Here is a 16,365-nt window from a genome sequence, read left to right on the forward strand (position 1 = left end):
TAAACTCTTAAGTTTACTTTTTATTTTTTTGATAAACATTTTTGTATTTTGCAGGTATGCATCAATTTTTTCTTCTGGTGTTATATTTACCCAGGATATAGGTCGTTACAACATTACCATTTTAGCAAAAAAATGAACAGAAAGTGATGTTATTGTAATGAGAGCGGCAAAAATCTGCTGAAAATATTTTTATGGAAAATCATTCCCCTCTGACTAATTTTGATCAGAAATTTTCTTATGATAAATTAGTTGTAAAACATATTTATTTCAATTACTTACGCATTAAGGTGTATCGTCTTGATACTTAACAAAATTATTTTTGCACAGACATAAACAAGAGTCTATATGTTAAAGACACTTTAAATACTGGGGATCAGTAAGTATTTTTATTGTATGAATATATTAATCTAAATATAAACACTACCGTAATGATTAACATGGAACATGTCTTTTTCTTGACATAGTTAATGTGATTTATTATTACTATAATGAATTTCTCATAAGAGAAATAATAATGGTGATTTTATTAATCAATAGTAACTAAATAATTACTAAAGTATTTTGTACCTAAAGCAATCTGAAATAGTGTGTGTAGTTAGCATATAAAAGCCTATTAGAATGTATAATGATACCTGAATTAACGTCCAGCTATTGTCGATTTTACTAAAAATACTGGCATGTAATGCCAGGCGATATTCAGATGATTTTCATAGTCGCTGCTATTATTACTATAAATGGTACTCCAGATTCATTATTATCAATACTGAATGAGTAAAATTGCCAGCAATTAATGCTGACTGTAAAGAGTCTATATTTTACTGATAAAATCACCCATAAAAAATCGTCGCGATGTTGCAATGCAGTGCTAAATATAGTTAGCAAACTATTAATGACTAAGGAGCAGTTAGCAGAATTTGTGTACGATAACTATCACCACGCGACAGCTAGTTACAGATAATTATCAGTTGACTTCTGTGCGTCAGTTATGCTCAGAAATTCTGAATTGTTATTTGCTCATTACTTATCTGTACAATGCTAGAAGGGCAGCGATCTATAATCAATATGTTTTTATGCGGTAAAACTTAATTTCGCAGTATTTATAAATGCTAATCATGAATATGCCATTAAAACTTAGTGTTAGATTAAATTAAAAGGTAAGGTAATACGAAACTAGTTGTTGCATAAATATGCGTTTGGTAATTCATTTAACTGTGCAACTGCCAACTGTGACTGCACTAGAATAAGTTGCATTCCCCTTACATTGTTTGACGTTGAGCTCAAGCATCATATAACGCTTAGGTAGCAACAATTTACAGGAAGATAATTGTAAAGTCAGCAATTAGAAATCAATGGGATAGTGATAGTTATCATTATCAATTAAATTAGACTAGCTTTATCATTGTCACTTACACTGATAGTGGTCAATAGCTAACAGCTAACCATAAGTGCCAGAGATAAGCAAAAAGTATAATTACAATATGTCACACAAGATTCAGCTGTTTCGAGTAGAAAATGCATTGTTAAATCATTTTCTCGCAAAAGGAGATAGCAAACTGGTCGTCTGTACACTTATCTTTTACGTTAGGTAACACTGTTTGCTATTAAATATGCATAATTCTCTATACATACGATGATAATTATCATTATTCAATTTTAAAAGCAAAATTATTAGTGGGTATAATTCTAGAAAGAAACTATCATTTTTCCTCATCTATATTGATCGACCATCCAGCGAGAGAAGTCCGAATAGGCTTATGATTTCTATTAAAGTTTCGAATATTGTTTTTTTAAATTTACAAAAGTGTAGTAGTTAATTAAGACAGGTTACTATACAGGCAGGTTAATTAAACAGTAATGTTAATAACTTTTTGATATTCAACCTCGTTTTTTTTTGTTATTAACGTACTATTAGTGCCGTAATATTTTATGATATATGTGCCCAACAAGGTATATAATGCATTTTGCATTCATGATGCTCTGGCATCTTGTTCTCATATTCATTTTTGTCTTTTAGTTAATGACAACAGCTCTATTCCATCAATTTATTATCTCAGTAGTCAACGCACCACCTAACATTTTAATTTATTTGATAATATTCATAGTATCTATCAGTATTTACCATTGCATGATGACTTTCTTAGTAGCTCTGCAAAATAGTCCACAAAAAATTGACCATGCAGTTACCGGGTCATCTGAAGCGTTTAACAGTTAGTGTTAAGTTTAAACCATGTCGACATCTTTTCAGCTTTCTAATTTACGTGTCAACAAACCTAGCACTGTCATGTAAGACGAAAATATTTCTTGATATATTAAGTGAGTTAGCTACACAAAACTTGTTTACGGCTGTATTACTGTCAGCTAATAATAAAAAAGTCTATTATTGCAACGTGTTATTTACCCGCGCATTTGTATTTATGAGCTTCTATTTCTGGCAACTAATAATTCTCGCTCCTTAGCTGAATCGGCCAACGGCTTATTTTAACCTTTGGGGTATAGTGGGGTACGATAAAAAACGATGCTTATGGTACCAGTAGAGCCGCCGTTAACTCTTAAGGCTTTTTACCAGACCGCCTTTAATTATTTAATAAACATCAGGATCCGTCCGGCAATATTATGAGCGATAGCTACTTAGATTAGTATTAAAAATCTAGCATAGAAATACTACTAAGTATTGCACTCTTACCTTGTTTATTACAGATAATTATTAAGTCAGTTCGAAATGGTAGTTTCGAACGGTTCTATTAATTGCTGAAATACTAACATTTATGATGCTAGCCGCATCTTCAGTTAATTAATATCAATTAACGACTACTTTGGTTGTTTAGAGTTTAAATGCAATAGCAAATCCTTTGTTCATGAGTGTTTACCCATAAAGAATTTCGATGCGCATAATGACATCCTTAAACTTAGTTGGCTAGTTTAAGGGTAATACTGCTATAACAACTTGTTATATTCTAATTTGGAATATACATACGTTATCAACCGACAACTACGTAGATAAAGTTATTTTACATTCACCATATTCCTTGTACTAAGGCTGCGAAGTGTAAGTTAACAACGTCGTTTTTTATCCCGCCTTTATGACTTGAGTTACCGTGCGTATCCAACTGAGGCTATAATATTATATATTCTTATGTATTACTCAGTCTATTGTAAACTTCTATGTGCTGTGCGCTTCTAAATATTTTTAGTGAATAGTCTTTTTAGACTACGGTACTTAAAGATGAAGTTCAGGTAAGTTTATTATGTAACTAGATTTGAAAAAACAACAAATCATCGTGCCGAGCGGTTTATATGCCGTTTTAATTATAATTAACATTATAATTTACTGTTTGTATAACGAGCCTTAACTAGCTTGAAAAGCCGATACATTAAAAGTCGCTAAAGAATAAATAGGCAGTAACTTGATTAATGTGTTATTGTATTAATCAGTTCATGTGATTTTTCTCTGCGTTCTCTGTGAATATCAGCAAGACGGCTTTATCAACTATTTAAAGCAGCATTTTGTTCATCATTTCGATACAATCAGTTGTAACTATGTTTTATTAAGATCTCTACACGTGAGTTATTATCTAATAAACATTTTATTTATACTTACGAACATATTAGTTGGTATAATAAATATATTTTGTGTACTGGTATGTACATCTAGCGCTAGGACGAGACACATTAAACTAGTTTTAATACTCTTAACATGCTCTGTACTTATTAATTGCGTTTACGGTTTGTTTAATTAAGTAATAGTTATTACGCGGTTATGTTTTCAAAAAAAATATTTTGCTAGATTATCATAAAATATCTCAATTAAGCTCCTATTTTACCGTCGTGGTAACGAATGTGGAAAACTAAACACACATCTTTATATAAAATATCATATCACTGATTTTATCTTATTATAAGCGATTCTATTCTAGATAATTCATATTATCGAAATCTATAACGATGGTAATATATTCTTTGCCTGGTACATTATAGCTGCTGCAATAATTTTTGCTAGTTCTCTCTTAATATTTTGAGAGAGAAGGGACTATTCTCGTTCGGCAGTTTTGTATATAATTTACGATGTTGCTGTACGTGATTTACCTCTGACAAAGTGTGCTTGACTAACCTCTGCCTGTAGTCTGTATAGGTCAAGCCGGGGTTTAACTTATCAGTGATAAGAGCGTTATCTAGGAGCATGTTATGGCTAAAATACGTGTTGGAGTAATTTTTGGTGGTTGCTCATTGGAGCATGAAGTTTCCCTTCAGTCTGCTAAAAATATCGTCGATGCTATCGATCGGCAACAATTTGACGTGATATTGCTGGGCATCGATAAGTATGGGATCTGGCATCTTCATGATGCCAAAGATTATCTTCTACATGATAATAACCCTGTTCGTATCGCGCTTAATATCAATGCCCGAAAAATTGCTTTATGGCCTGGCTGCCGGCAGTATCAGTTTATGCATACTGAACGCCCTTACGATTTGATTCAACTCGACGTCATCTTTCCTATTGTGCATGGCACGCCGGGTGAAGATGGTTCACTACAAGGGCTTCTGCGGATGACCAATATACCTTATGTTGGTTCGGACGTTTTAAGTTCCGCCATCAGCATGGATAAAGATATCGCCAAACGATTGTTACGCGACGCAGGTTTGAAGGTGGCCCCTTTTTTGACCTTTAACCGTACTAAGCATGCACATATTCAGTTTGAAGAGATTACCGCTACTCTCGGGTTGCCGCTGTTTATCAAACCGGCAAATCAGGGATCATCGATTGGCGTATCTAAGGTTACCGACCGGGAAAGCTTCGAACAAGCGCTGTCGCTGGCATTCAGTTTTGATCATAAAGTGTTAGTGGAAACCGCTATCGTTGGCCGCGAGCTGGAATGCGCCGTGTTGGGCAACGATGAGCCAGAAACAAGTATATGTGGCGAAGTTGTGTTAAGTGGTGGTTTTTATTCTTATCATACAAAATACTGTAATTCAGCCAGAGTACAGGTGATGATACCAGCAGACATTAGTCAGAAGATTAGCGATGAAATTCGCCGGACTGCATTGCAAGCGTTTATTATACTTAACTGCACTGGCATGGCGCGCGTGGATGTTTTTTTGATCTCAGATGGTAGGGTAGTAATCAATGAGGTAAATACATTGCCAGGTTTTTCTAACATTAGTATGTATCCAAAATTGTGGCAGGCTAGCGGCCTGAGTTGTACTAACCTCATCACACGCCTGATCGAACTAGCGTTGGCGCGCTCTACCGTCAGGATCGCATCCATGCTTGCCGGCTTGTTACCTATGAAAGGTCTGGAGGCACTATGCTAAAGTTTCTTTATATTTGATCGCTAATTTTCTTAGTAGATACTGTTAACTTTTAAGCAATAATTTTAAGCAGCATTATTGTAAATTAATGATGAGGAATAATATTAAAGATCTAAAATGCATATGCTAGTGGCCGATCTATATAGTTAGAAGTATAAGATTATGGTCTCGCTCACAACTAATATAATGGCATTAAGCACCTTTTAACTATCTGTAAAATTTATAGAATCACCACTATCTTGACTGCGGTTGCACAAACCTCGAAAATAGCATTATAAAGAACAATGTTCTCTTTAGATTAGGCAAGATTGATCAATAGACCCGAGCAAAATATAGATCCCAGCTGATATCGGCAGTCGATCGCTATCATCGATACACCTTAGTAGCCATTAAAAATTTTATGTGTGAGATAAAGCAGATAGAGTTCGTGCTAACATCTTTATATCAGCGGTGATAAACTAGAGTCGCAGTTAAGAAAAACCTGTGATAACTTAAATAGTACCGCGACTGCTGGTAATCGGTATCTTAGCTATATCTCTGATTATAGATGGCTTAACTACATGATCAGCATCAATCCTTTGCTTAAAGGTTGCTGGCACAAAATTATGAATAGCATATGTCAAGACCATAGATACAGTATGTTATTTCTAGGCAAGGCCTCTACCATAGCGTAAATGTATTAATATTTAAGGAAGAGTAATAGATCTAAACACCATTGTCTAGCTCTTGTTACGCTGAATACCATAGGCTCAGTTTGCTTTATCAGGTAGTAAGTTTTTCTGTTTAAGTAAACAACTTCCTTTGTGGTTGGTACCGATCTATAGCGTGTTAATTTAATAATAATATCCGTCTTGCTTATAATATATTGTAGAGCTATATATATTGCCTATTTCACAGCATGGTATGCTAGAGTTAATTAAATGCAATCAGATATTTTAGAAGTTCTTACATATTTACACAAAACTTGTCTCTTACTGTGGTGTTTACAAGAATATTTAGGATATATAAATTTAGTTGTAAACAAGAAATAGTTGAGTATATGTACAATATTGCTATTTTATTATATTAGTCCCACACTAGATATTGTAGCTTATAACAATATTGTTTAGTAATGCGCTATTTATCAGCTGTCACTATCTGATATGCCAGGTTTATCCGGTGGTTAACATTATTTAATTATTACATTTAAACTATGCCAAAGTGCGTGAGTTATAGGAATAGAGGAGGGATCTGTTAAATCTTTTTTAGCTAACATAAAATAGAAGTTTGTTTACAGGGGAATCACGGAACGTCTACGATTATCGACTAATCACTAGTATTATTTATCTGATCATGATAATCTGTGGTTAAACTAAACTATTTATAAGTATTTATATTTAGATAAGAGTTATTTTTAATATGTTAGCTTATATAAATATATTATATGTAATAAACCATATCAACAATAATTGCTGATTTTATAATTTAAATTATTTTACTTACTCTTTTCTTGCTTCAAGTTTTATGATGATTTTGATTCAGCATTTTAATTACTGTTTTGTTGTAAGGTTTTATGATTTATTTTAATAAAAATGTAGTTTTTTAAGGATTTGTCAAGCAAACTAATTAATAAATTTGCATATATAAAATAGAGGTTAGTTTAATTTTATCTTACCGTTACTGGATTTATTAATATTAGATGTAAAGTAAAATAGAGAAATATAATTTAGCAGTAAGTTTATTACCGATAAATATCTTGAGAGTAATAATGTATTATATTACTAGATATTAGCAATAAGCTATGAAGATTTTAATCATAATTTTTTAAAATCTTATCATGATAATTTCAACTTATTTGCCATCAAAGTCTTGATGGGAACAAGATCTGTGCGTTTTATGTAGTCTAAAAGATTTTTTCTGAAGTCTTAAGTGCGATTGATATCGTGTTGTAAAATACAATGTATAAATCATTTGCTTGTTAATGAATTACCAAGTTAGTAGTAATAAACATTCAGTGTTGGCTGATGTTAGTAGGGTTAATTGTTATATTATAGACACAACTATTTCAGAAAATTAATCTATGTAGTGCATAGGAGTAATAAAATAAATATTTATTAAAAATAACCGAACGGAAGCAAAAAAAAAACTTATTTTTATATCGAATAAATGTAAGAATTTTAGAAAACACGTGAAACAATCTTAACACAATATTTTATTAATGCTTATAATAAATACGTATGATTTCTTAAGTACTGCCACAGCAATGACGCAATACTGTATTATAGTAATACTGTAATACAGTAAGTAATAATATGAGCAAATAAAATTTGCTGTTTATAGATAAATCCATACTAGTAATTTTACTAAATTACTTATATTTTTATTTTAAAACATCTAAAACTATAATATACAAGTGTAAATATATTAATTTAGCAAAAGGTATTAATTAAATATATCTTATAGATCTTGTTTATATGAATATATAGTATTCATGATAGTATGTAAAATACTGAGGAAGTTCTAGTAGTTATTACCAAGAAGCATAATTTAAAATATGACAAGCACACTATATATTTATGGCGTATTATTAAAATAATACTTCTCAAGTATGCACAATATGTTTGAAAACAATATTAATTAATTTAATAATTACCTTGTAATAACAAAGAACTTTTTGTCATTTGAGGCGACATATGTTAGTTTACTTTTGTAATATAGTTTTAATTTACAGCAGGGTATAATAGTTTTGCTATCAATTTTAAAATGACTTGCTACCTTATAATAAGTGTTTTATATTAAAGAATAATAGCTTATTGTCTTAAATTTATATGTACATAAAGATTAGTGCTTAGTCTGTTATCTTCTCATACGAGAATATGTACTTAACATCTTATTTATATTACATGGTAAGTTCATAGTAAGATAACTATCTTCTAAAAGTACATTTAAAGTAAGCTCACAATACTTCTTAGTAATTACATTAGTAATAACAACCTTTAGTATTGAATACTATATCACTGATCATTCTTTTTAATTAATAAATATTATAACAATGTAGTAATACAAAGTTTATTTATTTAATATTTTGCTTTTGTTAATTCAGTAATGTTATTTTGCTACGGTATGAATTAATTCAGTTATAAATTACCTCTCGGTAATAAAAATTATAAGTTCTAGCATGTTTTATATTTTAATTACCTAGTAATTTATCATGCGACGTTTAGTAGTTATGCCTAGTTATTAAAATAATTATCTATGCGTAATCCTTATGTTAAAACTCTTTATTAGGAAACATATTGTTTTACTATCTGGTTAAATAATGAAGAGATAATCTGATTGACAATACCATTAGTAACTAGAAATGTAATTTTCTCTCTCTTAAAGTAAAATCAATTAAGATTAAAAATTTAATATTTGTTTTATATAAATAAATATTATTTAACATAAATTTTTAAGCGTGAGCAGGATAATCTTTTACTGCAAATCGTGGTTGTTTTATTAAAGTTATGCTTTAAAAGGCAGATTGAACACTAGCATGACTTGCTATGTAACTATAATATTATTTTTATCGTACGTTATTTAAATAAATATATATAACAGCGTAGGTTCAATCTGTTACAGCAAGATGAGAGTATCTATCTGTTTTGCTTTTTTTTTAATAATCTCACCTTAATTTTATCACTTATTGTTTGTCACAATGATTATTTATGCATTTGCTATGCCTTTATAGGCATGGCATCTATATTTTATAATTAAATTTAGATATAGGGTATATTGTAGTAATAAATTTTATTGATGATAAAACCAATATTTGGGGTTTTGGTAAGGTGTTATCTACAGTACACGATTAGTAGTTTTTGTTAAGCATATTAAATGCATTGCCTTGAACAATCGTTAGTTAGTATCTAATTTATTTTATAATATTACATAATAAAATTGTTTGGTTCAGTAAAATTACCCTGTCGTTATGTGTATTTCGTATGCGTAGTTTACAATATTATCACAGGCGAGTGATATTTTGTAAATAAATAAAATTAATAGCTTCAATATTAGTAAAGTAGATAAGTAACTTATATTAGTAATGTACTCTACTACTTTGGGATTTATATTGATACTTCTGCTAACGGCTTAATGTAGTTTAACTCTATTTGCCACGTTTATTATTTATATACCTTAGTGCAAGATGATCAATTCTTTTATAAGAATTAAATATGTATTTTATATCACACAATATTATATATGATACGATCATATTAGTAAATAATCGTGTGCGCATACCATGCAATTAATCATATACAGCATGATGATACAAGATCATGTTCAGTCTGTTCAGTTAGAACTTATTAACTGTAACAATATTTTATATATGATTCATATAAGCACTTTAAGAAATTACTATAATTGCTTATAATATTGCAGTATTTTATTTATAGATATTTATAAGCACCTTAAATGCTATTTAAGATTAAAATACACAAATGTGCTCATGGTAAATAAAAGTTATTTCTTTACTTCATTGATATTTAATGAAATCTTTAGTTGTTGCCGCCACATTCAGGTATTACGGTTTTCTTATATTTATGAGCAATGTACTGCGACTTTTAAGTTTTAATGCTTCACAAAGTTGCTGTAACTACTACTTTTATAAAATTTACGCCCTCGTACATACTAAAATATCTTCTAATAAAAGATAGCGTTGCCACTATACGTGTAAGTTTTTATATCGACGGGTTTATATGCATGATGTGATTATGATTTGCTCACTCCTATTTGCGTAGGTTTTTAGTATTGTCAAGTTCTGTTTTGCAGGCTGTGCCGTACAGTTTTTAAGAATTAATTTAATCTGGTTAACAAACCTGCATGTTGTTGTGAAAGATATTACACTTTCTTCCAATAGCCTCTATCGGCTTAATGCTCTTTCCGAGAACTCTGTAAAGATCAGCATGATCGCGCTGCAAGGGCAATAACCTAACAGATTATAAGCTGGCTTTAATGTTTCTTTCCTTCATGATAAGTGAGATGTACAGTGCCCATATTTTGTTATACTTACGATTATTAAGACTATGTTTTTGTTGTATATACTAAATTCATTTTGATTGTGATATATACCAGCCGTTAATATTTTTTGCTGTTAATGTTCGATGTTATCACCAAAATTTTATTCATTTATCTTCTTCTACTTGCAACCTGCGATAGGAGATAAGTTCGACTATCTTTTTATTTTGCTGACATGGTTTTATTCTAAGTTATTGTGCCGACACGGTCGCACGGCTCTAAAGCCGCATTGTGGTGCTCTAGCAGCATGTGTGTTATCTAAGCGATATGTATTATTTTTGTCATTACAAACCTAGTTTTTATCAAAATATCATTAGACTACTATGTGTTTCAAGGCCGTTGATTATTAAAGTCGTTTAAAGTGTTTTAGTGTCTGTGCGATATATATTTACCGTTATTAGCCTAGTCATCTCGTGTAACGGATGGTTAGTTAATAGCGCATTGACCGTCGGTTTGTCACTCAAGATGAGCAGTTGCATAACCTCCTTGCCCGCTGATTAGTGCTGTTTTATGCGTGATGATTAGTGTTGTTTTCTACCAGCCGTTAAGCTAGGTATGTTGTATAGTCTGACGTTATGCAGTGCTTCTTTTGTTAGTATGTAGACTAACATAAATGAAATATAATGAAGATGATAAATCCGTTACTGGTCTAGTTGGTTTTATAGTTGTTCATTAACTAACTAGGCGCGCTTCTGATTACAAGCTGGTTTTTTCTTGACTTTCTCGTTGCTTTACATCATCGTTCAGTTAGGACAATGATGCTGTGATGGTTGGTGTGTGTTGTCTTTTGATTATCCGTACGGCATATCTGTATCATCAGCCGAGTATAATTAACCTATAATTGTTCACCTTACCAAACACAATTGCTGAATAGGTTAGGTTGCGCAGTTAGCGATAATGCTGTCCAGCTTATGAAGCTGGTTTATCGTCAACGGTGATCTTCTTTATTATTTTATACTTGTAAAAGTGTAACTGCTAACACGTAACTAAGTTTCCAGTTGCTTTTTAGCACATCTATTGCCTGCAGTGTTTATCATCACTCGTAATGATAATTACGGTTTACGGTCTATCGTATTCGCATATACAAACATGTTATTAGCTAACGTCTTTATTATACCACTTTTAGTGCTAACATCATTAGTAGGATAAGCACTAATGCTTTATCTGTGAGCAGCTGCGTTTTTTTGCAAGCGGATAAACGATGAACCAATACGTAGGGCAAGTCAGCATTTAGGATTAGTATTGTCTACTAGCGCTGATGGTAATTCATCAGCTATAGATTTTAGTACTAATGCTGCATTAATTTATCCCTAGTTATTTTATATTAGTTTATCGTTAAAAATATTTAAGCAAAAGATAGATTCTTACACCATATATCTGTGGAAAATCCTGTTAACTATAATTCTAGTTATCATTTTGATTCCATGCGCGACTATAAACTGATTTAGGATTTAATAGAAGGCGATAACCACCGCCCGGTATTAGGTAGATTTTACTAAGAAGTCAAGAAGGGGTAGTATACGATACGCTAGTTACACCCTGTTTCAGGTACCTGAGGTAGATCTTTAAAACGTATACATCCAAAACAAGCGAAGGTCTTGAGGTTACAAACTAGTGTGCGTGATACTATTCCACGAACAATTGAATATTCCCAGCACGGCAATGTCTCTGTAATTCTAATTAATAAAACATCTACGAAGCGTAGTAAGATGTCAGGAACTCAAGAATAATCAGATCGTGAAGATGCTCCTCCTGCGCGCCATACTTGACTCTGAAAGTTTCACTATCAAAAAATAAAGCTAAACACGTCCTAAAAATTAGTGGTGAAGGTTAAAATTGATATCGGCATTTGAATGAGATGAGTGATTGATAGAATAATTTAAAAATAAAATAGATTTCACTATATTTAATATGTATCGCTACTTTTTTGTAAAACTCCTGAATATAATTTAAGTTATTTACATTATAAAGTGAGGATCACAATCAGCATTTCCAGCACGTTTTTTAGCAAGAGAGGCTAAAATACTGTTTGTACCTTCAATTCAACAGAAAAATCTTTTAATGACTTTGCAAGTTACATCTGCAATTAGCTAACAATACGCTTGTTTTGGAATTTATGTATGTCTAATATCTTTTTTAGTGCGGATCAAGTCCTAGATGCTCGCGGCCTACGCTGCCCAGAGCCGATAATGGTTGTGCGCAAAACCATACGCCATATGGCTAATGGGCAAACTTTGCTTATTTTCGCAGACGATCCGACTACCACTCACGATATTCCAAGTTTTTGTCAGTTTATGGATCACACCCTGCTTGTGCAGTCTAAGGAAAATCTTCTCTATCACTACCTGGTGCGTAAGGGATTACGTGTGTACTAAGAGCTTTTGGTTAAGGTCAGTAAATGACATAATTACAATATTATTATAAAATAGCCGACGAGGAAAAGTAGCATTCGGCGATTAGAGCATGAATGGACTTTAGTTGATATCGTTAATTACTGATTAACCATACTCTCGCCTCAAACAGCAGTAAGCTAGCTACTGCTACTAGCTGGTCAGTATAAGTTTTTGCCTAACTGGAATTATTGTTGATCCGCTATCCATACCATCAAAACATGATGTTAATATAAGCGCATACATATTAATTTCACTTATTAAGTCAAGTGACTACAACAACGTAATTAACGCCGTGCCGAGAATTGCAATTATCAATAAAATGGCAAGAATATCATTAGCATGATAATGGCTAACTAAACTGATGGTGTAAAGTTTATAGCAGATAAAACATGCGCTGCTTGTATAAAAGTACCTATTCACTTGATAATATCAGTAACGTGCTACCTAACAGCACGGTCAACAGGTTAATTTATAATCAATTATCTTGGTAAAAGTGAAGTTGGAAGCCCTCCAGGTTAGCTCAAGAATTAGTAATAGCATTATGTGCTTAAAATAGAAAATGCTTTTAGATTAGTCCACGGTGAGAGTTATTTATTTACAGTAAGCTAGGGAAGACTTTTCGATAAAAGGCTAAATTATTAATATTCTTTTTAGTTCGTGTTTAGGTTATGCTTTTTAAAAAGTTTAGACTATTAAGGTAACGTAACTAGTTTATCTCGTAATGGCGTTGTGCTCGGGACTTGTATTGATAAACCTGCCTACTAATATAGGAAGGTTGTCCCTGATTATTATGCTATCTATTTCTGTGTAATTTATGTGCCTATATTGTGTAAGACAGTAGTATTATATGATAAGCCAGCTGTTTATTTATCGTACTTAATTTATTAAAAAAGAACATTAATTAGCAGCTATCAGTACGTTATTTTAGTCAAAATTTTTTGATTATTTTTCTTGAAATTAGCAATTTTGTTCAGTAGTTGTAGCAGCTACAACTAACTGGTAGTCGGCTGCCTTCAGCAGAAAATTAAAAATGTAGCTTAGTTTTGTCGTTAACCGCAGTGACCTGCAGTTGCAGGGCGATCATTATCATCGATTTTGTGATTCAAAAGGGTAGTGCCTGTGTTTCCTAGCTAGGAGACACATAACGATGTTTTCTTATTATCCCGGTAAATTAGTTATAATAATATGTTACAACGATGGCAGACATAAGTGCGTTATGAACGAATCGCTTAGTATTGTTACTTAATTTTAATGGGCGTTAATGACTGATACCAAATAAAGCACAATTGTGCTAATAGCATTGCTGTTTCTGTCAAGCAGACTATTTCAAACACATCAAAAAGTAAGGATTTTGCTTGATAACTATAGCTAGACTTAACCTTATTGATCATTACTAAAAAAAAATAATTTTAAATATTTAAACATATTAGGCGATAACTCAATAGAGTTAAGCAACAAAATCATTATATTTTTAGTGTAAACAAACGACCTAGATTAATCTGTATAATCTGTATTATAATGTTTTTGAGGCGTTTCGTGACAGATATAGAGTCGGTATGTTACTTGTCTAGCAACTTTTTTTCGATGTAACTGCCAGTGGGCAGGCACTTTAAAAGCGAGGTTTTCCGCGGAGGTTTCAATGTAAATCCAGGCATCATAGGCTAAACACCGATTTTGTTCCAATGCAATCACCGTCTTAGTTATCAGACCATTTCGGAAGGGAGGGTCGATAAAGACAACATTGAACACATCGCTTTGCTGCTCGAGCCAAAGCAGGCTATTGGCGGTGATTATTTTAGCCTTATGTGCCTGCAATACTTGTAAGTTCTTGGCTAGCTGTTTGCTGACTGTACGATTTTTTTCTAGCAATGTGACGCTAGCTGCCCCCCGTGACAAGGCCTCTAGGCCTAACGCGCCGCTGCCAGCAAAGCAGTCCAAGCAGTGCGCCTCCTGGATAACAGGAGCCAGCCAATTGAATAGTGTTTCCCGCACACGGCCGAGAGTCGGCCTTAAGCCCGGGCTGTTGAGCACAGGTAGTTTACGACCACACCAGCGCCCGCCAGTGATACGAATTTTACCGGAAGTGCGGTTGCTATTATGATTGACCATAGATAAATTGTTACGCGCCAATAACTTAAATACCATAAAATAGTCTATTTTAGCGTGGTGGAAAAGCATGATGAAATGAATAATTCATATTTATTTATCATGTGGCATTAAAACTCGTCACAACGCATGTTGCCCGTCACATTAAATTGGTAAGATGTTACTACGGACGGTTATTTATCTATTTAGGGTAGAGGATTATAGTTGCGATGACAATAGAAAAAAAACGTGATCTATTTTCCTGGTTAAGGTTTAAATGCCAGTATGATGCCAATGGCGATGATCTAATTAAACTAAAAACCAAAGCAACCGGGCTGGAGATAGAAACTGATACTCAAGTTGCTCTTATTTCAAAGCAAACTTTAGCTCCGCAGGCAAAAGATGGTTTACTATTAGCGTCTAGTCGCGCAAGATTGTTGGCCCAACTAAAAAATAGTTTAGTGAAAACGCGAGAAAATTTGCGATCTGGATTTATCGGTTTGTTCAGCGGCAAGAAAATCGATAATAGTTTTTTCGAGATTTTAGAAAAGCAATTGCTCATGGCCGATGTGGGCGTCGAGACCACACATAAAATAATTAATGGTTTAATTGCTCACGCTAAGCTTTGCCGTCTTGAGGACGCTGCGGCTTTAGAAAGTCAATTACGTTTAGAAATGGAGGCCATTCTATCTAATGTCGAGAGACCACTAGAGGTAACGGGTAAGACTCCGTTCATTATTATGATGGTTGGCGTTAATGGAGTGGGAAAAACTACCACTATTGGCAAACTTGCTTGGCAGTATAAGGCCGAAGGCAAAAGTGTTTTGCTAGCAGCGGGAGATACATTTCGTGCGGCAGCTGTGGAACAACTGCAGGTATGGGGAGATCGCAACCGTATCCCGGTAGTTGCGCAACAGACTGGAGCTGATTCAGCATCGGTTGTATTTAATGCAATCCAGGCGGCTAAAGCCCGCTGCATTGATATTCTAATAGTAGACACCGCGGGTCGGCTGCATAATAAAGCCCATTTAATGGGAGAGTTAAAAAAAATAGTGCGAGTAAGCAAAAAATTGGACATTGAAGCTCCCCACGAGGTTATGCTGACCCTAGATGCGAGTATTGGGCAGAATGCTTTGGGCCAGGTTAGCTTATTTAATGACGCGGTGGGATTGACCGGCATTGTTCTCACTAAATTAGATGGCACCGCCAAAGGCGGTATCATTTTTGCCGTAGCAGAACGTTTCGGTATTCCTATTCGCTATATTGGCTTGGGGGACGGTATTAAGGATTTGCAACATTTTAAAGCTGCCGATTTTATTCAGGCATTCTTGCCCGAGATAATTAAAAAAAATAATTTTTGTGAACGAGGTTAGTAAATACCATCTCGTAGCGTCACCTCGCGCTACATTAAAACTGATATGTTATATTGAGAGCTTATAGCATAGAAAGCGTATTTTGTTTTGCTATTCCTGATATTACAATAAGATCAAAACAGTTAAGTGTATTTCATATGCCGTAAGATAATCATGATCTTTTAAAATTATGG

The 16,365-nt window shown here is 33.1% G+C and carries 3 protein-coding genes and 1 pseudogene; 3 read left to right on the top strand and 1 reads right to left on the bottom strand.

The annotated features are described in order from the left end of the window. Window positions 1–4,182 precede the first annotated feature (4,182 nt). Together ddlA and tusA are read left to right on the top strand one after the other, a co-directional pair. On the top strand, window positions 4,183–5,310 hold the full coding sequence (gene ddlA, locus HBA_RS01360) for a D-alanine--D-alanine ligase (RefSeq protein ID WP_097032255.1): 1,128 nt from the start codon (window positions 4,183–4,185) through the stop codon (window positions 5,308–5,310). A 7,151-nt stretch (window positions 5,311–12,461) separates the two neighbouring features. Beyond that, window positions 12,462–12,716 carry a sulfurtransferase TusA gene (gene tusA, locus HBA_RS01365; RefSeq protein ID WP_097032256.1) on the top strand — a complete coding sequence of 85 codons (255 nt, stop codon included), beginning with the start codon at window positions 12,462–12,464 and terminating at the stop codon, window positions 12,714–12,716. Between the two features lie 1,512 nt (window positions 12,717–14,228). On the opposite strand, the gene rsmD is transcribed toward tusA, so the two are convergent. Next, window positions 14,229–14,843: a 16S rRNA (guanine(966)-N(2))-methyltransferase gene (gene rsmD / locus HBA_RS01370; RefSeq protein ID WP_097032613.1), complete on the bottom strand. Its 615-nt coding sequence runs from the start codon at window positions 14,841–14,843 to the stop codon at window positions 14,229–14,231. A 416-nt stretch (window positions 14,844–15,259) separates the two neighbouring features. On the opposite strand from rsmD, the pseudogene ftsY reads away from it, so the two are divergent. Next, window positions 15,260–16,192, top strand: a pseudogene (gene ftsY, locus HBA_RS01375) (signal recognition particle-docking protein FtsY); the annotation flags it as partial. Window positions 16,193–16,365 lie beyond the last annotated feature (173 nt).

Origin of the sequence: Sodalis endosymbiont of Henestaris halophilus (genome assembly GCF_900161835.1) — a bacterium.
Lineage (GTDB): Bacteria > Pseudomonadota > Gammaproteobacteria > Enterobacterales > Enterobacteriaceae.